Source organism: uncultured Plantibacter sp., assembly GCF_963518075.1.
GTDB lineage: Bacteria > Actinomycetota > Actinomycetes > Actinomycetales > Microbacteriaceae > Plantibacter > Plantibacter flavus_A.
Window position 1 is genome coordinate 1 of the sequence record NZ_CAUQHZ010000018.1, and the last position, 21,589, is coordinate 21,589.

General features: G+C 69.2%; 17 protein-coding genes. 12 read left to right on the plus strand and 5 right to left on the minus strand.

Features of this window, described 5'->3' with window-relative positions; all coding sequences use genetic code 11:
- Together RWN05_RS16360 and RWN05_RS16365 are read left to right on the plus strand one after the other, a co-directional pair.
- Window positions 1–1,359: FAD-binding protein (locus RWN05_RS16360; RefSeq protein ID WP_314140322.1), on the plus strand; the 1,359-nt coding region annotated here is incomplete at its 5' end.
- A gap of 2 nt (window positions 1,360–1,361) precedes the next feature.
- The gene (locus tag RWN05_RS16365; RefSeq protein WP_064294822.1) at window positions 1,362–2,129 is read left to right on the plus strand and encodes a succinate dehydrogenase iron-sulfur subunit; all 768 of its coding nucleotides are present in this window, start codon (window positions 1,362–1,364) and stop codon (window positions 2,127–2,129) included.
- 84 nt (window positions 2,130–2,213) lie between these two features.
- Here RWN05_RS16365 and ptsP read toward each other — a convergent pair whose 3' ends face one another.
- A complete protein-coding gene (gene ptsP, locus RWN05_RS16370; RefSeq protein WP_314140323.1) occupies window positions 2,214–3,872 on the minus strand; it encodes a phosphoenolpyruvate--protein phosphotransferase in 1,659 nt (552 codons plus the stop codon).
- A gap of 57 nt (window positions 3,873–3,929) precedes the next feature.
- On the opposite strand from ptsP, the gene RWN05_RS16375 reads away from it, so the two are divergent.
- The 3 genes from RWN05_RS16375 (at window position 3,930) to trpS (ending at window position 7,166) form a co-directional block, all read left to right on the plus strand.
- Window positions 3,930–5,237 carry a YihY/virulence factor BrkB family protein gene (locus RWN05_RS16375; protein WP_079002882.1) on the plus strand — a complete coding sequence of 436 codons (1,308 nt, stop codon included), beginning with the start codon at window positions 3,930–3,932 and terminating at the stop codon, window positions 5,235–5,237.
- Window positions 5,238–5,246: 9 nt separating this feature from the next.
- Entirely contained in the window at window positions 5,247–6,092 is an 846-nt protein-coding gene (locus RWN05_RS16380) for an exodeoxyribonuclease III (protein WP_064294819.1), read from the plus strand.
- Between the two features lie 69 nt (window positions 6,093–6,161).
- Complete coding sequence (gene trpS, locus RWN05_RS16385; RefSeq protein WP_079002883.1) at window positions 6,162–7,166, plus strand: tryptophan--tRNA ligase; 1,005 nt, start codon at window positions 6,162–6,164, stop codon at window positions 7,164–7,166.
- A gap of 59 nt (window positions 7,167–7,225) precedes the next feature.
- On the opposite strand, the gene RWN05_RS16390 is transcribed toward trpS, so the two are convergent.
- The 4 genes from RWN05_RS16390 to RWN05_RS16405 all read right to left on the minus strand — a co-directional run bounded on the left by RWN05_RS16390 (window position 7,226) and on the right by RWN05_RS16405 (window position 12,828).
- A complete protein-coding gene (locus RWN05_RS16390; protein ID WP_079002884.1) occupies window positions 7,226–8,125 on the minus strand; it encodes a hypothetical protein in 900 nt (299 codons plus the stop codon).
- 450 nt (window positions 8,126–8,575) lie between these two features.
- A complete protein-coding gene (glpK, locus tag RWN05_RS16395; protein WP_064294818.1) occupies window positions 8,576–10,090 on the minus strand; it encodes a glycerol kinase GlpK in 1,515 nt (504 codons plus the stop codon).
- A gap of 101 nt (window positions 10,091–10,191) precedes the next feature.
- A complete protein-coding gene (locus RWN05_RS16400; protein WP_079002885.1) occupies window positions 10,192–10,944 on the minus strand; it encodes an MIP/aquaporin family protein in 753 nt (250 codons plus the stop codon).
- A gap of 147 nt (window positions 10,945–11,091) precedes the next feature.
- A complete protein-coding gene (locus RWN05_RS16405) occupies window positions 11,092–12,828 on the minus strand; it encodes a glycerol-3-phosphate dehydrogenase/oxidase (RefSeq protein ID WP_314140324.1) in 1,737 nt (578 codons plus the stop codon).
- A gap of 134 nt (window positions 12,829–12,962) precedes the next feature.
- Here RWN05_RS16405 and RWN05_RS16410 point away from each other — a divergent pair, with 134 nt between their 5' ends.
- From RWN05_RS16410 to RWN05_RS16440, 7 genes are all read left to right on the plus strand, one after another.
- Window positions 12,963–13,949 carry a sugar-binding domain-containing protein gene (locus tag RWN05_RS16410; protein ID WP_314140326.1) on the plus strand — a complete coding sequence of 329 codons (987 nt, stop codon included), beginning with the start codon at window positions 12,963–12,965 and terminating at the stop codon, window positions 13,947–13,949.
- A gap of 331 nt (window positions 13,950–14,280) precedes the next feature.
- Window positions 14,281–15,357 (plus strand): bifunctional diaminohydroxyphosphoribosylaminopyrimidine deaminase/5-amino-6-(5-phosphoribosylamino)uracil reductase RibD, encoded by a 1,077-nt coding sequence (gene ribD / locus RWN05_RS16415; protein ID WP_314140327.1) that lies wholly within the window; start codon window positions 14,281–14,283, stop codon window positions 15,355–15,357.
- A gap of 21 nt (window positions 15,358–15,378) precedes the next feature.
- Window positions 15,379–16,074, plus strand: a complete 696-nt coding sequence (locus tag RWN05_RS16420; protein ID WP_314140328.1) for a riboflavin synthase — start codon at window positions 15,379–15,381, stop codon at window positions 16,072–16,074.
- Entirely contained in the window at window positions 16,071–17,354 is a 1,284-nt protein-coding gene (locus RWN05_RS16425) for a bifunctional 3,4-dihydroxy-2-butanone-4-phosphate synthase/GTP cyclohydrolase II (protein ID WP_064294814.1), read from the plus strand. Before RWN05_RS16420 ends, RWN05_RS16425 begins: the two co-directional genes overlap by 4 nt.
- 83 nt (window positions 17,355–17,437) lie before the next feature.
- The gene (gene ribH, locus RWN05_RS16430) at window positions 17,438–17,908 is read left to right on the plus strand and encodes a 6,7-dimethyl-8-ribityllumazine synthase (protein WP_064294813.1); all 471 of its coding nucleotides are present in this window, start codon (window positions 17,438–17,440) and stop codon (window positions 17,906–17,908) included.
- Window positions 17,909–18,110: 202 nt separating this feature from the next.
- Window positions 18,111–19,457, plus strand: a complete 1,347-nt coding sequence (locus tag RWN05_RS16435; protein WP_064294812.1) for an MFS transporter — start codon at window positions 18,111–18,113, stop codon at window positions 19,455–19,457.
- Between the two features lie 182 nt (window positions 19,458–19,639).
- Entirely contained in the window at window positions 19,640–21,568 is a 1,929-nt protein-coding gene (locus RWN05_RS16440; RefSeq protein ID WP_064294811.1) for an ABC transporter ATP-binding protein, read from the plus strand.
- Window positions 21,569–21,589 lie beyond the last annotated feature (21 nt).

A 21,589-nucleotide genomic window follows, 5' to 3' on the forward strand; every position in this document is an offset into this window, starting at 1 on the left:
GACCGCACCGGCCACATGATCCTGCAGACGCTGTTCCAGAACTGCGTCCGCCTCGGCATCAACTTCTTCAACGAGTACTACGCACTCGACCTGATCATGACGAACGTCGACGGCGTCGACAAGCCGTCCGGTGTGGTCGCGTACGAGCTCTCCACCGGCGAGATCCACGTCTTCCAGGCGAAGGCGGTCATCTTCGCCACCGGTGGCTTCGGCAAGATCTACAAGACGACCTCGAACGCCCACACCCTCACGGGCGACGGCGTCGGGATCATCTGGCGCAAGGGTCTCCCGCTCGAGGACATGGAGTTCTTCCAGTTCCACCCCACCGGCCTCGCCGGTCTCGGCATCCTCCTCACCGAGGGAGCCCGAGGCGAGGGTGCGATCCTCCGGAACGCGAGCGGTGAACGCTTCATGGAGCGGTACGCGCCGACCATCAAGGACCTCGCCCCGCGAGACATCGTCGCGCGCTGCATGGTCCAGGAGGTCGCGGAAGGCCGCGGTGCCGGACCGAACAAGGACTACGTTTACCTCGACTGCACCCACCTCGGTGCCGAGGTCCTCGAGACCAAGCTGCCCGACATCACCGAGTTCGCGCGCACCTACCTCGGCGTCGACCCGGTGACGGAGCCCGTCCCGGTCATGCCGACGGCGCACTACGCCATGGGCGGCATCCCGACGAACGTCAAGGCCGAGGTCCTGAGCGACAACAACACCGTCGTCCCCGGCCTGTACGCGGCCGGCGAGTGCGCGTGCGTGTCCGTCCACGGCTCGAACCGACTCGGCACGAACTCCCTCCTCGACATCAACGTGTTCGGCAAGCGCGCCGGCAACAACGCCGTCGAGTACGTCCAGAGCGTCGACTTCACGCCCCTGCCCGAGAACCCCGCCGGTTTCGTCTCCGGCCTCATCGAGCAGATGCGGAACTCCAACGGCACCGAGCGGATCTCCACGATCCGCAAGGAACTCCAGGAGGAGATGGACCGCAACGCCCAGGTGTTCCGGACGGACGAGTCCCTCGCCGGAGTCACCGCCACCATCCACAACCTGCGCGAGCGGTACCAGAACATCGCCGTCCAGGACAAGGGCAAGCGTTTCAACACCGACCTCCTCGAGGCGATCGAGCTGGGCTTCCTGCTCGACCTCGCCGAGGTCGTCGTCTACTCCGCTCGCAACCGTCAGGAGAGCCGCGGCGGTCACATGCGCGACGACTACCCGAAGCGCGACGACGAGAACTACATGAAGCACACGATGGCGTACCTGTCCGGCGACCCGCACTCGTCCGACGCGGCCGACCACATCCGGCTCGACTGGAAGCCCGTGGTCATCACGCGGTACCAGCCGATGGAGAGGAAGTACTAGCGATGAGCACTGCAACGCTCGAGAACCCGCCGGCCGCGGCACCGGAGGAGATCCAGTCCTTCACGGTCACCCTGATCATCCGTCGGTTCGACCCGGACGTGGACGCCGAGCCGCGCTGGGAGGACTTCGACGTCGAGATGTTCCCGACGGACCGCATCCTGGACGCGCTCCACAAGATCAAGTGGGAACAGGACGGGACCCTCACCTTCCGTCGCTCCTGCGCACACGGCATCTGCGGCTCCGACGCCATGCGGATCAACGGCCGGAACCGCCTCGCCTGCAAGACGCTGATCAAGGACCTCGACATCTCGAAGCCGATCTACGTCGAGGCGATCAAGGGTCTGCCGCTCGAGAAGGACCTCGTCGTCGACATGGACCCCTTCTTCGCGTCGTTCCGCGAGGTGCAGCCGTTCCTCATGCCCGGCAAGCCCGCGGAGAAGAACAAGGAGCGCGTGCAGTCGGTCGCCGAGCGTGCCCGCTTCGACGACACCACGAAGTGCATCCTGTGCGCCGCGTGCACCTCGTCGTGCCCCGTCTTCTGGACCGACGGCCAGTACTTCGGCCCGGCGGCGATCGTGAACGCGCACCGCTTCATCTTCGACTCCCGCGACGACGCCTCGCAGGTCCGCCTGGACATCCTCAACGACCAGGAGGGCGTGTGGCGCTGCCGCACCACCTTCAACTGCACCGAGGCGTGCCCCCGCGGCATCCAGGTCACGCAGGCGATCGCCGAGGTCAAGCAGGCCATGATCTCCGGCAAGGTCTCCTAGCCCACACCCGGTTCATCCGTCCGGCCCAGCGCACCGCGCTGGGCCGGACGTGTTCGTGCGGGAGGATCCGTGCATCGAGCGACGTCAGGCCAGCGCGGCAGCTCTCGCTTCAGCAGGCGACGCGGCGCTCAGGGCGTCCATCGCCATGGCGCGAGCTGCCTCGAGCGTGTAGCGGCGCAGCTCGCTCCGGACGTCGCCGAGCGCGGCCGGGGTGACCGAGAGACTCGTCGCCCCGAGGCCGACGAGCACGACCGCGAGGGCCGGATCCGCTGCCGCCTCCCCACAGACGCCGATCGAGCGCCCTGAGGCGAGACCGGCGTCACCGACGAGCTTGACGAGCCGCAGCACGGCCGGGTGCCACGGATCCTGGTACGAGCCGAGGGGCCCGAGGAGACGGTCCGCCGCGAGCGTGTACTGCGTCAGGTCGTTGGTCCCGATGCTCACGAAGTCCGCGACCCCGAGGATCTGCGCGGCGAGCAGCGCACTCGACGGCACCTCGATCATCGCCCCGACCGTGCGCAGCCCGAGCCGCTTGGCGAGCGTCACGAACGCCGCGGCTTCGGGAAGGTCGGCGATCATCGGGGCCATCACCCAGAGGTCCGCCTCGTGGGCGTCCTGTGCGAGCGCGAGCGCCGTGAGCTGGTCTCGGAGCACCTCGTCATGAGCGCGGAGCGCCCGGATGCCCCGCACCCCGAGCGCCGGATTGGGCTCGGCGTCGTCCGGTCGGAGGAAGGCGAGCGGCTTGTCGGCTCCGGCGTCGAACACCCGGACGACGACGCGCTTCCCCGGGAACGCCGCGAGCAACTCGCCGTAGCGGTCAGCCTGTTCGGCGACGCCAGGCGCCTCCGCGCGATCGAGGAAGAGGAGCTCGGTGCGGAACAGCCCGACCCCTTCGGCGCCGAGGGCCAGGGCACCGGGCGCGCCGGCGACGGACCCGAGGTTCGCGAGCAGGGGCACCGGGGTGCCGTCGGCGAGTTCGCCCGGCGAGCGCGGTGAGACCCGCACGCGCTCGGCCGCGGTGGACCGGGCCGACCGCACCTCGCGCTTCGTCGGCGACCCCGTGACGACCCCGGCTCCGGCGTCGACGAGGACGATCTCACCGTCCTCGAACTGCTCGGCTCCGGCGACGCCCACGACGGCGATGAGCGACTGCTCGCGCGCGAGGATGGCCGTGTGCGAGGTCGCCGAGCCGCCACTCGTCACGAGGGCCAGCACCCGATCGAGATCGAGGAGTGCGGCGTCCGCCGGAGCGAGGTCCGCGGCGACGAGGACGAACGGCTCGTCCGACTCGGGCGGACCGGGGACAGGCCGACCGAGCAACCGTGCGATGACCCGTTGCGAGACGTCACCGACGTCGGTCGCGCGCGCCGCCATCGGCTCCCCCAGGTTGAAGAGGACCTGCTGGACCGTCGCCAGGGCCTCGAACACGGCGCGCTCCGCGGAACGCCCCGCTGCGATGCGCGTCGCGACGTCCTCTGCCAGTGCCGGGTCGTCGGCCATGACCGCCTGCGCTTCGAGCACGTCCTGCGCATGTCCGCCGGCTCGTCGAGCCCGCTCCTCCAGGTCGACCCGCGTCGCGCTGAGCGCCGCGACGGCCCTGGCCTGTTCGAGCGTGACGTCCCCGCCGAACGGGTCGGCACTCGGTTCGGGCAACGGCTCCGGCATGCGGAGCACGGGACCGGCCACGACGCCGCGTCCGACGCCGGTGCCGGTGAACGTGCGTTGCCCCTCCGCCTCGCGCATGGTTCGACCCTAGTGCACCGCCTCTCCCCCGGTCCGGCCCGCTTGTAGGCTGGTCCGGTGACCAATCCGCGTGCGCCGAGGAAGGACTCCGCCGACGCGCCGGACGTCAGCACCACCCCCAGGGTGCGGCTCCAGCAGACGCCACCTCCGCTGGTGTTCCAATGGATCCAGAACAGCGAGAACCCGTTCATCCGACGACTCGCGCCCCGCGCGGCGAGAGCGGAGCGCGCCACGACGTGGGTCATGCGGTTGAAGCCCTATCGCGTCATCCATCGGTATCTCGCCATGGACGGCAACCTCCTGGCCGCCGGGATCAGCTTCCAGGCCGTCTTCGCCGTGTTCGCAGCGGTCTACGTCGGATTCGCCATCACCGGCATCTGGCTCGGTAGCAACGCCGAGGTCTTCCAAGCACTGGTGGAGATCATCAACCGCGCCGTCCCCGGCCTCATCGGCACCGACGGCGAAGGCATCATCGCCGAGGAGCAGCTGTCGAGCGCCTCCCTCCTCGGGTGGACCGGGGTCATCGCCGCCGTCGGACTCATCTGGACGGCGATCGGATGGTTGTACTACACCCGGCAGGCGGTCCGGTCGATCTTCGCGCTCCCGAAGGTCGCCGCGAGCTTCTTCCTGCTGAAGGTCGTCGACCTCGTGCTCGCGCTCGCCTTCGGCGTCCTCCTCCTCGTCTCCGCGACGCTGTCGGTCGCCAGCACCCAGGCGCTCAGCTGGCTGCTGTCGCTCGTCGGACTGGAGGGCACGTTCTGGGTGACCGTCGGCAGCCGGGTCGTCGGACTGGTCGTCGCGGTCGTCGTGAACCTCGTCACCCTCGGCGCCATGTACCGCGTGCTCAGCCGGATCCGGATCCCGTGGCGCAACCTCTTCGGCGGCGCGCTCCTCGGCAGTCTGGTGCTCTCGCTCCTGAGCGTCGCGAGCAGTGCGGTGATCGCCGGGGCCTCCCGGAACCCGTTGCTCGCGACCTTCGCGGTGTTCATCGGCCTCATGCTGTGGTTCAACCTCGTGAGCCGCGTCATCCTCGCCTCCGCCGCGTGGATCGCCGTGGGTCTCGACGACCAGGGCATCAGTGTGCACACGACGACACCGGAGGAGCAGGCGGCCGAAGAGCTGGCGGCCAGGAGACTGATCGCCGAGGCGGAACTGCGGGAGGCTCGCGAATCCCTCCGGCGCGCCAAGGGCCCGGCGGTCTGGTTCGCCCGCCGACGCGTGCGGCACGCCGAGGAGGCCTCGGCCGAGCTCATCCGACAGCACGGCGAAGACCCCGAGTCGCCCGTGGCGGACGCGTCGGACACGCCCCATCGCCGACGCCCGGGCGGACGCCGGGGCCAGGGCGTTGTCGGCCCCCGCGACTAAGCTGGAGGCATGTCTGCACCCCTCCGCATCGCCAGTGTCAACGTCAACGGAGTCCGCGCGGCCTTCCGCAAAGGGATGGGCGACTGGCTCGAAGACCGCGGGGTCGACATCCTCGCCCTGCAGGAGGTCCGCGCCGCGACGAGCGACCTCGAGACGCTGTTCGGACCAGAGTGGAACATCCTGCACGATGCCGCGACCGCCAAGGGGCGCGCAGGCGTCGCGATCGTCAGCCGTCGCTCGGCGGGCATCCACCGCGTCGCCCTCGGAGCCGACGACTTCGACAGCGCGGGTCGTTGGATCGAGGCCGACTTCGACATCGACGGCACCCTCGTCACGGTCGTGAGCACCTACGTGCACTCCGGCGAGGTCGACACCCCCAAGCAGGTCGAGAAGTTCCGCTTCCTCGAGGCGATGCTCGAGCGGCTGCCCGCACTGCGCGAGCACAACCCGCTGTCCCTCGTCGTCGGCGACCTCAACGTGGGCCACACCGAGCTCGACATCAAGAACTGGAAGGGCAACGTCAAGCGTGCCGGCTTCCTGCCCGCCGAGCGGTCCTACTTCGACCGCTACCTCGGCCCGGCGGGCGAGCCGGTGACGGGCGTCGACGGCGTGACCGGCACCGGCCTCGGCTGGGTCGACATCGGGCGTCAGTCCGCCGGCCAGGTCCCTGGTCCCTACACCTGGTGGTCCCAGCGCGGCCAGGCCTTCGACACCGACACCGGCTGGCGCATCGACTATCAGCTCGCCACTCCCGAGCTCGCGGCCCTCGCGTCCGGGTACACCATCGACCGCGCTGCGGCATACGACCAGCGATGGTCCGATCACGCCCCCGTCGTCGTCGACTACGCCGTCTGACCACCGGCACCACACCACCAGACCACCCGTGCCCCGGCTCCGGCCGCTCATCCCTCTGCGAGAACCCACATGACCAAGCCACGCCTGTACTCCGGCATGCAGCCCTCCGCCGACTCGCTCCACCTCGGCAACTACATCGGCGCCCTCCTGCAGTGGAAGCAGATGCAGCAGGAGCACGACGCCTTCTTCAGCATCGTCGACCTGCACGCGATCACGGTGCCGCAGGACCCCGCCGAGCTCCGGGAGAAGACCCGTCGCACGGCCGCCCAGTACATCGCCGCAGGCATCGACCCCTCGGCCTCGACCCTGTACGTCCAGTCGCACGTCCCGGCGCACGCACAGCTCGCCTGGGTGCTGAACACGATCACCGGCATGGGTGAGGCCGCGCGCATGACGCAGTTCAAGGACAAGTCGGCCAAGCACGGACGCGACGCCTCGTCGGTCGGACTCTTCGCCTACCCGATCCTCATGGCGGCCGACATCCTGCTCTACCAGACCGACATCGTGCCGGTCGGCGACGACCAGCGGCAGCACATCGAGCTCACGCGCGACCTCGCCGAGCGGTTCAACGCCCGCTTCGGCGACACCTTCGTCGTCCCGAAGGCGCAGATCCAGAAGGACTCCGCACGCATCTACGACCTCCAGAACCCGACGTCGAAGATGTCGAAGTCCGCCGAGACCCCGGCAGGCATCATCTGGTTGCTCGACGAGCCGAAGGTCACGCAGAAGAAGATCATGCGTGCCGTCACCGACAACGACGGCGTCATCGCCTTCGACGCGCAGGAGAAGCCCGGCGTCTCGAACCTGCTGAGCATCTACTCCGCGATCACCGGCTCCCCCATCGAGGCGGTCGTCGGCGAGTTCGAGGGTCGTGGCTACGGCGACCTCAAGAAGGGTCTCGCCGAGGTCGTCGTCGGCGAACTCGAGCCGGTCCGTGCGCGCGCGCTCGAGCTCCTCGACGACCCCGCCGAGCTCGACCGCCTGCTCGCGGTCAACGCCGCGCGCGCGACCGAGGTCGCCGAGCAGACCCTCGCCGAGGTCTACGACCGCGTCGGACTCCTCCGCCCAGCCTGATCCCGCCGTCCGTTCGCAACTCCTGCTCGTCGCTGTCCGCAAGCCCGCGCCCGCCGCATTCAGCGCGCAGCCCGCGAAGTGCCCGCGCGGTGGGCAGGAGTTGTGCGCACCTCCCCGATCAGACCGGTGATGGCCGCCGCAACGAGGCCGGGCTCGTACACCACATGCTGGTAGAGCGGTCGCAACGTCGTCAGCCCGCGCGAGGCGGCTCTGAGGTCACGGGTGCGGTCTGAGACGGCGTGCGACCACCCCTCATGATGGGCTCGACTGTCGACCTCGATCAACAACGACTCAGCCACCAGGAGATCACCGCGTCCACCCTCCGCCAGGCGGGGCTGCACCTCGTACGACAGACCGAGGCTGCGGACGATCAAGCGCAGGAGTGTCTCCGGACCTGACTCGGCGCGTCCATCGATCAACGCCATGAGCGCACGAAAGCGTCCGGGCACCAGGGCGAAGACTCGACGGAGGTCAGGTTCATCGACCAACCCGAGATGGACCGCGCTGTCGAGCGTCGCAAGTGCCATACGCGGCGCCTGGCACCGGATGGACTGGGCCAGTGCGTCGATGATCGACACGTCGCAGTCGAACGTGCCGCACGGCTGGTCAAGCGGTCTCCAGTGGAGGCTGAACTCCCGTCGATCGCTGGTAGCCAGCCGTCGGTCCTCCGCCCGCGGTCCGCGAAGTCGTGAGGCGCTGCGGTCCACATGCACATGGACCCGGGTGGCGTCGAACACGAACACACCACGGGCGGCCAGGGTGGACAGGCACGCTCGCCTCCCCCCGATGCGGACTGCGGCACGGATGTCATCGTGCACTCCGGGGAGCGCGTATCGATCGCGCCGCACGCGAACGATCGTTCCGTCGCGCACCGCCTGGGTGATCGCACGCGGTCGCATCCCTTCCTCGAGAAGCGTCGAGCGGGCGAAGATCGTGTGACCAGAAGATGCGCTGTCCATCCATCGATGGTTGGGGCACCGGTCGAGCGGGCGGTCACAAGCGATGGCTTCACCGTCGGTCGAGGACTGCCGGAACCCTGTGGAGGAGGGTCACGGCCGGGGCTTCACCGTCGCGCATGGTTCACAACTCCTGCTGGCCACTGGCCGACGCTCAGGATCGGCCACGGAGAGGCAACGCAGCAGCGACGAGCAGGAGTTGTGCGCAGATGGGACCCCCATCTCGACGAGATGGGGGTCGGAGCGAGTCTTGCGGGAGCAGTTTGTCTGCGCAGAACTCCTGCGCCTGACAGGACCGGTCGGCGCGGGCAGGCGGAATGGCGCGGTTGTTCCCGTGCCGGTCCTCAAGCTGCAGGAGTTCTGCGCAGATTCACCCTTCAGGAGCCGAGCGAGGACGGACAACAGAACGGCCCGCCCTCCGCGAGGAGGACGGGCCGTTCCGGTCGGTCGGGACTACTGCACGTCGTCGTCGACCCAGTCGAAGGTCTTCGTGACGGCCTTCTTCCAGTTGCGGTAGAGGCGGTCGCGCTCTGCGGAGTCCATGTTGGGCTCCCAGCGCTTGTCCTCCTGCCAGTTCTTCGCGAGGTCGTCGAGGTCGGACCAGAAGCCGACGGCGAGACCGGCCGCGTAGGCCGCGCCGAGCGCCGTGGTCTCCGCGACGACCGGTCGGATGACCGGGACACCGAGGATGTCGGCCTGGAACTGCATGAGCGTGTCGTTGGCGGTCATGCCGCCGTCGACCTTGAGCTCCGTCAGCGGGACACCGGAGTCGGCGTTGACGGCGTCGATGACCTCGGCCGTCTGGAACGCGGTCGACTCGAGGGCGGCCCGGGCGATGTGGCCCTTGTTGACGTACCGGGTGAGCCCGACGAGCGCACCGCGGGCGTCCGGACGCCAGTACGGCGCGAACAGCCCGGAGAACGCCGGCACGAAGTACGCGCCACCGTTGTCCTCGACGGTCTTGGCGAGCGCCTCGACCTCGGGAGCGGAGGAGAACATGCCGAGGTTGTCGCGCAGCCACTGGACGAGCGAACCGGTCACGGCGATCGAACCCTCGAGCGCGTAGTGCGGCTTCGCGTCGCCGAGCTTGTAGCCGAGTGTCGTCAGCAGACCGTTCTCGGAGTGGACGATCTCCTCACCGGTGTTGAAGATGATGAAGTTACCGGTGCCGTAGGTGTTCTTGGCCTCGCCCTGCTGGAACGCAGCCTGACCGAAGGTTGCCGCCTGCTGGTCGCCGAGGATGCCGGCGATCGGCGTCTCGCGGAGGAGGCTGTCGTCGGACGCGTGGCCGTAGACCTCGGAGGAGCTCTTGATCTCCGGGAGCATCGACTTCGGGACACCGAACGCCTTGAGGATCTCGTCGTCCCACTGCAGGGTCTCGAGGTCCATGAAGAGCGTGCGCGAGGCGTTGGTGACGTCCGTGACGTGCACGCCGCCGTTGACACCACCGGTGAGGTTCCAGATGACCCAGCTGTCGGTCGTGCCGAAGAGGAGGTCGCCCGCCTCGGCCTTCTCGCGAGCACCCTCGACGTTCTCGAGGATCCAGACGATCTTGGTGCCGGAGAAGTAGGTCGCCAGCGGCAGGCCGACGGTCTTCTTGAAGCGCTCGACGCCACCGTCCGCAGCGAGGCGGTTCACGATGTCCTGCGTGCGCGTGTCCTGCCAGACGATCGCGTTGTAGACGGGCTGACCGGTGGTCTTGTCCCAGACGACGGCGGTCTCGCGCTGGTTCGTGATACCGATGGCCGCGATGGCGTGCCGGGTGATGTTGGCCTTGCTGAGCGCCTGGCCGATGACCTCGCGGGTGTTGTTCCAGATCTGGTTCGGGTTGTGCTCGACCCAGCCGGCCTTCGGGAAGATCTGCTCGTGCTCGAGCTGGCCCGTCGAGACGATCGATCCGCTCTTGTCGAAGACGATGGCCCGGGAACTCGTCGTCCCCTGGTCGATTGCGATGACGTAGTCCGCCATTGGATACTCCTTCGTTGCGTGCGTTGCGAGGTGAGGCACCGGAACCGGTGCCCCGGGGTGCCGCGGCGGTGATCGTGTCCGGTCACCGCCGCAGCGTCAGGTCAGACGGCCGGGAGCAGCACCATCGAGGCGAGGGCCGCGAGGACACCACCGAGCAGGGGGCCGACGACCGGCACCCAGGCGTAGGACCAGTCGCTCTTGCCCTTGCCCTTGATGGGGAGGAGGGCGTGGGCGATGCGCGGACCGAGGTCACGTGCCGGGTTGATCGCGTAGCCGGTCGGGCCACCGAGGGAGGCGCCGATACCGACGACGAGCAGGGCGACGGGCAGGGCGCCCAGGGCTGCGAGTCCCCCGGGGACGCCCTCGATGACCACCGCGTCGGGGCCGGTCTTGCCGAAGGACATCACGACGAAGACGAGGACGAAGGTCGCGATGACCTCGGTCACGAGGTTCCAGCCGTAGCTGCGGATCTCCGGACCGGTCGAGAAGACACCGAGCTTCTTGCCCGGGTCCTCCTCCTGGTCGAAGTGCTGCTTGAAGGCGAAGTACGTCAGCACGGCACCGATGAAGGCACCGACCATCTGCGCCGCCCAGTAGACGAGCGCCGTACCGAAGTCGATCGACCCCGTGGTGAGGAAGCCGATCGTGACGGCGGGGTTCAGGTGTCCGCCGGAGGCGTAGGACACCGTGACGCCGGCGAAGACCGCGAGGCCCCAACCGAAGTTGATGAGCAGCCAGCCGCCACCGAGGCCCTTGGATTTCGTGAGGATCGCCGTGGCGACCACACCGGTACCGAGCAGGACGAGCATCGCCGTCCCCACGGTCTCGGAGAGGAAGATGGTTCCGAGGTTCATGTCTTCATTGACCTTTCATAGGTGTGGCCGTGTGGGGGCCGACGCCGAGGCGCGAGCCCCCGCTGGGCGAGGTTGCACTGACCAGTTGCTTGTAAGGTAGCCAGCTCCTGTTGCACAGGACAAGGGCCTTGCCTGCACATTCGTGCATTATGAGAACGCCGGGGCCTCCTTGGCGGCGTCGACCCGGAGGTCGACCTGGTGGGCGTCGCGCAGGCGGTCGAGCCCTGCGGAGATCTGCGCGGTCCGTTCGACGTCGTCCCACCCGAGGACACCGCCGACGACGCGGGCGATCTCGTCGACGAGGCCGGCGGTCAGCGATCCGGTGAACGCGAGGCTCGTGCGGCGGTGCAGCACGTCGGAGAGGTGCACGACCTGCTCCTGCTCGACGAGGTACTCCAGCTCCTGCACGCTGTAGTCGGCAGCGCCCTGCAAGCGGTCATCGCCGTGCTCGGACAGGTGCTCGAGGAGTGCGGCGGCCTTCGTGCCGTACCGGCCCAGCAGCTGCTCGGCGCGCTTGGCGCCGGTGCCGTCCTCGTGCGCGGCGACCCAGGTGCGCGTCGCGGCGTCGGTGCGCGGGAAGCCTGCGCCGCCACCGATCGCGAGTCCGAGGGTCTCCACGGGGCGCGGGGCTCCGATGGTGTTGAGCACGTCCGTGCTGAGGTGCTCGGCGAGGGCCCGGAAGGTGGTCCACTTGCCACCGACGAGGCTGAACACGGTGGTGGACGGACGTGCAGCGGCGGCCCGGCGCTCGATCCGGTAGTCGCGCGACACGAAGCCGGGGGCCTCGTCGTCGTGCTTCGGCAGCGGGCGGATGCCGGAGAACCGGTAGACGATCTGCTCACGCGAGGTCGCGATGGTCGGGAAGACGTGCTTCACGAGGTCGAAGAAGTAGTCGACCTCCTCCTCGGTGCAGACGCTCGGGGTGCTCGGGTCGGCGTCGATGTCGGTCGTGCCGACCATGACCTTGCCCTTGAGCGGGTAGATGAGGACGATGCGGCCGTCCTCGTGCTCGAAGAAGATCTCGCGTCCCTTGGTGGCCGCGTAGAGCTCCGGGTTGTCGAGGACGATGTGCGAGCCCTTCGTGCCGCCCATGTAGGTCGTCGGCTCGCCGAGGCCGGCGTTCGTGAGGTCGGTCCAGGGGCCGGAGGTGTTGACCACGACGTCGCTGGTCACGGTGAAGGTCTGGCCGGTGACCGTGTCGCGGAGCTCGACGCCGTCGGCACCCATGCCGACCGCCTCGACGTAGTTGACGGCGCGGGCGTGCGGGCCGGCGGCGAGGCCGTCCATGAGGACGTCGAGCGCGAGGCGCTCCGGGTCGTGCATGGAGGCGTCGTAGTAGGTCGCCGTGTACTTGAGGCCCGGGTTCATCTTCGGCAGGTCGGCGAGGGACTTCTTGCGGCCATGGAAGCGGTGACGCGGCACGCTGCCACCGTCACGGGAGAAGGAGTCGTACGCGGTGAGGCCGACCTTGATGAGCAGCGCGCCACGCTCCTGCGGCTTGCCCTGCTTGTGGGTGAGGAAGCGCAGCGGTGCGGAGAGGATGCCGGAGAAGGTCGAGAAGATCGGGACCGTGGTCTCGAGCGGCTTCACGTAGTGCGGGGCGATCTTGATGAGCCCGTTGCGCTCCTGCACCGACTCCTGGACGAGGCGGAACTCACCGTTCTCGAGGTACCGGATGCCGCCGTGGATCATGTGGCTCGACGCGGCGGAGGCGCCGGAGGCCCAGTCGTTGCGTTCCACGAGCGTGACGTCGACGCCCTGGAGCGCCAGGTCGCGGAAGGTCGCGATGCCGTTGATGCCGCCGCCGATGATGAGCACCGACGCCTGCGGGCGGTCGATGACGGACTGGACGGTGGAACGGGGAGCTGACGACTTGAGGGACATGAGATGCCTCGCTTCTTCGCGGTTGGAACGCGACGCTGCCGGGATTGCGCGCCGCTGAATGATGTGACTGAATACATCGTGACACCCGCTGCAACTCTGAACAGCCCTAGTGAACAAACGTGCAAGGAGACCCGATGTCGCTCGCAGACGCGCTCAGTCAGCCGGACCGGACGGCCGAGGCGCTCCGTGCCGCACAGCTGTATTACGTGCAGGACCTCACCATGGAGGCCATCGCCCAGGAGCTCCACACCTCCCGGTCGTCGGTGTCCCGCCTGCTCGGATATGCGCGGGAAAGCGGGCTCGTCGACATCCAGGTGCGCTCCCCGCACGACATGCCGTCGCGGCTCGAAGCGGAGTTCCGCGACCGGTTCGGCGTGACCGCCCACATCGTCCCGGTCCCCGACCACACGAGCGACATCGACCGCCTGGAGCGGGTCGCCCTCTCGGCTGCACGTTTTCTCGGCTCCGTGTTCGACTCGAACATGACGCTCGGCCTGGCCTGGGGCTCGACCGTGAGTGCGGTGGCGAGGCACCTCACCCCCAAGCGGACCCACAACTCGCAGATCGTCCAGCTGAACGGTGCGGCCAACACGCGCACCTCGGGCATCCTCTACGCGAGTGAGATCCTGCATCGGTACGCGGACGCCTACGGGGCCTACGCGCAGCAGTTCGCGGTGCCGGCCTTCTTCGACGACCCGTCGACCAAGCTCGCCCTGTGGCGGGAGCGCAGCATCCGACGCGTGCTCGAGATCCAACGGCGCATGGACGTCGCGCTGTTCGGTCTCGGTTCGCAGCTCTCCGGCGTACCCAGCCACGTGTACGTCGGCGGCTACCTCGACGACAGCGACTTCGAGGCGCTCGCGCGCGCCGGGGCGGTCGGGGACGTCGCGACCGTCTTCTTCCGCGCCGACGGTTCGTGGCGGGACATCCCCTTCAACAACCGCGCATCCGGACCCGACCTCGACGTGCTGCGCGGGGTCTCCCGTCGGATCTGCGTGGTCGCCGGTGCCGCCAAGGTGCCGCCGCTCCTCGGGGCGTTGGCGGGAGGGCTCATCTCCGACCTCGTGGTCGACGAGGGAACCGCCCGCGCGGCGATCGATCAGCATGACGCCCAGCGCTGACCCGGCCGCTTCAGGCGCTGCAACCGGGCGTCATCCGAACCGGGAATAGGGCACCCACTCAGCCCGTTGACCTAGAATCGACAACACGTAACGTGCTCCGGGGTCGGTGAGAGTCCGAACCGGCGGTGATAGTCCGCGACCCGTGTCTCGCGCAAGCGAGGCCCGGTTGACCTGGTGGAACTCCAGGACCGACGGTTATGAACGCGTCTGCTCGCAGACGGCGTTCGAGTCCGGATGGAAGGAAGCACGGGCGTCGGCCGATGGTCGACGCCGGCGAGCACCTGCCCGCGACCCCGGAACTCGTGTCAGTACCGACCGAGATGACGGACAGATGAGCGCAGGAACCGAGGCACCGCAGGCGAGTGTCCGCGAGGAGCAGGCCATGCTGCGCGCGCTCGAACTCGCCGCCAACGGCCCCGCCCGCGGCGTCAACCCCCGCGTCGGCTGCGTCATCCTCGACAGCGACGGCACCGTGCTCGCCGAGGGCTGGCACCGCGGAGCCGGCACCCCGCACGCGGAGGTCGACGCCCTGTCCCACCTCGCGCCCGGGGCGGCCCGTGGCGCGACCGCCGTCGTCACCCTGGAACCGTGCAACCACACGGGCCGGACCGGTCCGTGTGCCGTCGCCCTCCTCGAGGCCGGCGTCGAGCGCGTCGTGTTCGCCGTGGACGACCCCGGCCACCACTCCGGGGGTGGAGCGGAACGGCTCCGCGACGGCGGCGTGACCGTCATCGGCGGCGTGCTCGCCGGACCGGCGGAGGACCTCCTCGGTGACTGGCTCACCACCGCCCGCCTCGGGCGTCCGCTCGTCACCGTGAAGTGGGCCTCGAGTCTCGACGGGCGGATCGCCGCGAGCGACGGCACGAGCCGCTGGATCACCGGCGATGTCGCGCGCGACGACGTCCACCGTCGGCGGGCCGCCCACGACGCGATCCTCGTCGGCACAGGGACGGTCCTCGCCGACGACCCGAGCCTCACCGCTCGCGACGACCACGGCGACCTCCTGCCCGAGCAGCCCCTGCCCGTCGTCATGGGGGATCGCCCGATCCCCCGGGACGCCGCCGTCCACCGCCACCCCCGGCCGGTCGTCCTCCACCACGGGCATGATCCGGCTGCGCTGCTCGCCGAACTCCGCGCCGCGGGCGTCCGGAGCGTGTTCATCGAGGGCGGCCCGACCATCGCCACGGCGTTCCTCCGCGCAGGACTCGCCGACACGGTCCTCACCTATCTCGCCCCCGTGCTCCTCGGCGGCCCTCGCCTCGCGATCGGCGACCTCGGTGTCGACACCATCGGCGAAGCGATCCGACTCACCACCGTCGGCGTCGAACCACTCGGCGACGACCTCCTCGTCATCACGACACCCGACCGCAGCGCCTCCGCCTCGGCCGCCCACCACCTCACCGCCTGACCCCCAGAGAACGGACCACCCATGTTCACGGGCATCATCGAAGAACTCGGCACCATCGTCGCCATCGACCACGGCGACGACTCGGCACGTTTCACCGTCCGTGGCCCGCTCGCCCTCGAGGGCACCCGGCACGGGGACTCCATCGCCGTGAGCGGTGTCTGCCTCACCGTCGTCGAGCAGACCGGTGAGACGTTCACGGCCGACGTCATGGCCCAGACCCTCGCGATGAGCTCGCTCGACGGCGTCACGGTCGGATCTCCGGTCAACCTCGAACGTGCGGCCCGCGTCGGTGACCGCCTCGGTGGACACATCGTCCAAGGGCACGTCGACGGCACCGGCACCATCCTGGCCACGGTGCCCGGCGAGGCCTGGCGCATCGTGCGTGTCTCGCTCCCCGCGGCACTCGCGCCGCTCGTCGTCGACAAGGGGTCGATCACCGTCGACGGGGTCTCGCTCACCGTCAGCGCCATCAGCGCACCGGACGCACCGGAGGCCTGGTTCGAGGTGTCCCTCATCCCCGAGACGCTGGCCGCGACGACGCTCGGCGATCGGGTCCCCGGCGACCGTGTGAACCTCGAGACCGACATCCTCGCCAGGCACGTCGAGCGCATGCTCGCCTTCAGCCGTCGCGAGTCGGCACTCCCCAGCAGCATCGGCCAGGATCCGCAGTCCGCGGACCCGGTCGGCACCACCGCCACCGGAAGGGGCAACGTATGAGCATCGCCAGCATCCCTGAGGCCCTCGAGGCACTCCGCCAGGGCCGTCCGGTCATCGTGGCCGACGACGAAGGCCGAGAGAACGAGGGCGACGTGATCCTCGCTGCGGAGTCCGCCACCCAGGAGTGGATCGCGTGGACGGTCCGGCACTCCTCCGGATTCATCTGCGCACCGATGACGAACGAGATCGCCGACCGGCTGGCCCTCCCGCCGATGGTCGCGCTCAACGAGGACCCCAGAGGCACCGCGTACACCGTAACGGTCGACGCGGCCGACCGGCTCAGCACCGGTATCAGCGCCGCCGACCGCGCCCACACCCTGCGCGTGCTCGCCGACCCGGCGTCCGTGCCTGCCAGTCTCTCGCGCCCCGGACACATCGTCCCGTTGCGCGCCGTCGACGGCGGGGTGCGCGAGCGCGACGGGCACACGGAGGCGGCCGTCGACCTCATGAAGCTCGCGGGGCTCGTCCCGGTCGGGGCGATCTCCGAGATCGTCGCCGACGACGGCGAGATGATGCGTCTGCCCGGCCTCATCGCCCTCGGCGAGCGGGAGGGCGTGCTCGTCACGACGATCGCCGCGCTCGTCGCGTTCCTCGAGGAGAACCCCGACGCGGCCGCGGTCTGCGCCGAGGAACGCGCCGCCCAGGCGGCCATCCCCGAGTCGTCGAACGTGTCCTTCGAGGTGGAGACGACCGTCCCGACGACGCACGGCTCGTTCCGGTTGCGCGCCTACCGCGACCGCAGGACCGGTGCCGACCACGTCGCCATCATCGCCGGCGACCCGCAGGCCACCGGTGCGCTCGTGCGCGTCCACTCGGAGTGCCTGACCGGCGAGGCGTTCGGCTCGCTCAAGTGCGAGTGCGGTCCGCAGCTCGACAGCGCCCTCGACACCATCCAGCGCCACGGCGGTGTCGTCGTCTACCTGCGCGGGCACGAGGGGCGCGGCATCGGTCTCGTCAACAAGCTGCGTGCGTACCGGTTGCAGGAGGACGGTCTCGACACCCTCGACGCCAACCTCGCGCTCGGGCTGCCGGCCGACGCCCGCGACTACACGGCGGCGAGCGCGATCCTGACGGACCTCGGCATCACCTCCGTGCGCCTGCTCTCGAACAACCCGGAGAAGGAGCGACAGCTCACGAACCACGGCATCGCCGTGAGCGAGCGCGTCCCGCTGGTGGTCGGCGTCGGCCTGTTCAACGAGGGCTACCTCGAGACGAAGCGCGACCGCATGGGCCACAGCATCGGCTTCGAGCTCGCACCGGAACCGCACCCGCACCAGTAGTCCACCACCGCTCCTCGATTCCTTCGAGGAGCGGGAACACCACCAACCCCCGATGCGCTCGGGGGACGAAGACAGGAGACCGCATGAGCGGCGAAGGATCCCCCACCATCAGCGTCGACGGCACCGGCCTCGACATCGTCGTCATCGCCGGCACCTGGCACGAGACCATCACCGACGGTCTCATCGCCGGAGCCGTCAAGGCCCTCGATGCGAGCGGTGCCAACCACCGTCTCGTGCGGGTCCCCGGGAGCTTCGAACTCCCGGTCGTCGCCAAAGCCGCCCTCGAGGCCGGGGCCGATGCGGTCGTCGCCCTCGGGGTCATCATCCGCGGCGGCACGCCGCACTTCGAGTACGTCTCCGACGCCGCGACGAGCGGCCTCACCCAGGTCAGCATCCAGACGGGCAAGCCCGTCGGCTTCGGCGTCCTCACCCTCGACGACGAGAAGCAGGGGCTCGACCGCGCGGGGCTTCCCGGGTCGAAGGAGGACAAGGGGGCGGAGGCCGCCGATGCCGCCGTGGCCACCGCGGTCGTCCTCCGCGAGCTGCGCGGCTGACTCGAGCGCGTCGCATCACGCGGCATTCCGGTATCGGCATCCGCCCTGCTGGGCAACCGAATACCGGAATGCCGCACTTCGGCGTACAGTGTCATGGTCCTGCCACAAGCGGGCGAACCTCTGATCCTGCCGTCGTCGGCGGGCGTGCGCGACCGGTGCTGATGCTTCGACGGCGTCCATTCCCGAACCGAAACGCGCACGCATGTCTCTCGAAGCAACCCCAGTCACCAAGGCCCCGGTCAATCCGCGCTCTCGTGTCGTCCTCGCCAGCCTCATCGGCACGACGATCGAGTTCTACGACTTCTACGTCTACGCGACGGCCGCCGTCCTCGTCTTCCCGCACCTCTTCTTCCCGAGTGAGGACCCGACCGCGGGTCTCCTCGCCTCCTTCGCCGTGTTCGGCGCCGCGATGGTGGCACGCCCCGTCGGTGCCGTCATCTTCGGGCACCTCGGTGACAAGCGCGGTCGGAAGGCGACGCTCGTCGGTGCCCTCCTCACGATGGGGATCGCGACCTTCCTCATCGGCCTCCTGCCCACCTACCAGCTCGTCGGCTGGGTCGCCCCGCTGCTGCTCGTGATCCTCCGCATCGGACAGGGCTTCGCGCTCGGCGGCGAATGGTCGGGTGCCGCCCTCGTGGCGACCGAGAACGCGCCGACCGGCAAGCGTGCCCTGTTCGGCACGTTCCCGCAGCTCGGTGCGCCGATCGGCTTCATCATCGCCAACGGACTCTTCCTGATCATCGCGGCTATCCTGCCGAGCGACGACCCGTCCATGCCGTCCGAGGCGTTCCTCGAGTGGGGTTGGCGCATCCCGTTCCTGTTCTCGGTCGTCATGGTGATCGTCGGCCTCTGGGTCCGACTCCGCCTCGTCGAGAGCAACGCGTTCACGAACGCGAAGGAGCAGGGCAAGGTGCAGCGGTCGCCGCTCGCGAGCGTCGTCAAGCTGCACTGGCGCAAGCTGCTCCTCGGCACCTTCTTCATGCTCGCCACCTACGTCCTCTTCTACCTGATGACGACGTTCTCGCTGAGCTACGGCCGTGCGCCGCTCGACGCACCGGTCGCCGGCCTCGGCTACAGCTACACGACCTTCGTCCTCATGCTCATCGCCGGTGTGGTCTTCTTCGGGATCTTCACGCTCGTGTCCGGCCCCTTCGCCGACAAGTACGGACGCCGGAGGACGCTCATCGTCGTGACGAGCGCGATCCTCGTGTTCGGGCTCGTCTGGGTCCCGCTGCTCGGCGCCGGGTTCACCGGGGTCATGATCTGGCTCATCATCGGGTTCAGCCTCATGGGGTTCACCTTCGGACCGATGGGCGCCCTGCTGCCCGAGCTGTTCCCGACGAACGTGCGGTACACCGGGTCGGGGATCTCGTACAACGTGTCGTCGATCCTCGGCGCAGCGGTCGCACCGTTCATCGCCGTCGCACTGTGGAGTGCCGGCGGCGGCAGCCCGTTCTGGGTCGGCGTCTACCTCTCGGTGATGGCCCTGATCACGCTCGTCGCCCTCATCGTCTCCAAGGAGACCAAGGACGTCGACATCGACGCCTGATCGAGGCGATCACCGAGGGCCGGTGCGTGGAGGACACCTCCGCGCACCGGCCCTTGCTGCGTCGGCGCTCGGCGCGTCGGCTTCGGGCTCGGCGCGTGCGACCGTCGCCTAGAGTTGAACCACGGTGCGCCGTCGCCATGGACGTCTCGGAGCCGCGCACCGCACCTCGGAGGAAGAGCACCATGAGCACCCCAGCGCGCCCGGCACGCAGCCGCAACCCGTTCAGCCGACCGAAGGACGACGGTCCCCGCGCGAGCCTCAAGCAGCTCATGCCGTACATCTTCGAGCACCGCTCGATCCTCATCGTCGTCATCATCCTGAGCGTCATCGGAGCGGCCGCGTCACTCGCCCAGCCGCTCATCGTCAGCCAGGTGATCGGGGTCGTCGAGGCGGGACGGTCGCTCGGCAACCTGGCGTGGCTCCTCGTCGGGCTCGTCGTGGTCTCCGGCGTCATCAGCGGGTATCAGCACTACCTGCTGCAGCGCGCAGGCACCGGGGTCGTCTACTCCTCCCGGCGCCAGCTCATCGCGCGCATCTTCCGGCTGCCGATCAGCCAGTTCGACACGCGCCGCACCGGCGACCTCGTCTCGCGGGTCGGCAGCGACACGACCATGCTCTACGCCGTCCTGACGCAGGGCTTCGTGGACGCCGTCGGCGGTGCCATCACCTTCCTCGGCGCACTCATCGCCATGGCGATCATCGACCCCGTCCTGCTGGGTCTCACCCTCCTCGTCGTCATCGTCTCGGTCGTCGTGGTCGTCGCGCTGAGCGGACGCATCCGCGTCGCCAGCCGCGAGCAGCAGACCAAGGTGGGTGAGCTCGCCGCCGCGGTCGAGCGGGCCATCAGCTCCATCCGCACCATCCGCGCGTCCAACGCGACCGACCGCGAGATCGACGCGGTGGACGGCGTGGCCAAGGAGGTCTACGGCGTGGGCGTGCGGATCGCGAAGATCTCCTCGCTGGTCGTCCCGGTCGCCGGCATCGCCATGCAGACCTCGTTCCTGGTCGTCCTCGGCGTCGGTGGGTTCCGCGTCGCGTCCGGGGCCATCACCATCGCGAGTCTCGTCGCGTTCATCCTCTTCCTGTTCATGATGATCATGCCGCTCGGTCAGGCCTTCGGTGCGATCACGAGCGTCAACCAGGCGCTCGGAGCGCTCGGCCGGATCCAGGAGATCCTCGACCTGCCCGACGAGGGCGACGACGACGCGGCCATCGCCGCGCGGGTCGGACGTCCCGGGGCCGCCTCAGCGTCCGCTCCGGCGATCGAGTTCGACGGGGTCGAGTTCGCCTACCCGGACGCGGCGGTCATCGAGCGCGAACGGGCCGCAGCGGAGGCGCTCGCGACCGAGGCGCTGAGCGAGGGCACCAGCGCACCGGAGGTCGTCGCCGCCGACGCCGCCCGGCTCACCGAGGCGCAGTCGGCGCTCGGTCGTCAGGTGCTCCGTGGGGTGTCCTTCGCCGCGATGCAGGGCAGACGCACGGCGCTCGTCGGACCGTCCGGCGCCGGCAAGAGCACCATCCTCGGGCTCATCGAACGCTTCTACGACCCGACGGCCGGTGCCATCCGGCTGGGCGGCGTCGACATCCGCACGATCCCCCGCGCCGACCTCCGGGACCAGATCGGTTACGTGGAACAGGACGCCCCGGTCCTCGCCGGCACGCTGCGTGACAACCTGCTGTTGTCGTCACCGGATGCGAGCGACGCCGACTGCGAGCGTGTGCTGCATGCGGTCAACCTCGGTGGGGTCCTCGACCGCAACCCGCTCGGTCTCGCCGCTCCGGTCGGCGAGGACGGCATCATGCTGTCGGGTGGCGAGCGGCAACGCCTCGCCATCGCTCGCGCCATCCTCGCGGCTCCCCCGATCCTGTTGTTGGACGAGTCGACCTCGAGCCTCGACGGTGTCAACGAGCAGATGATGCGCGAGGCCATCGACGCGGTCGCGACGGGACGCACGCTCATCGTCATCGCGCACCGGCTCTCGACCGTCGTCGACAGCGATCAGATCGTCGTCCTCGAGGAGGGTCGGGTGGTCGGCGTCGGCACCCACAGCGACCTCGTGACCGAGGTCCCGCTCTACCGCGAACTCGCCAAGCACCAGCTCCTCGTGTGACCCCCGGTTCATTCGCCCATT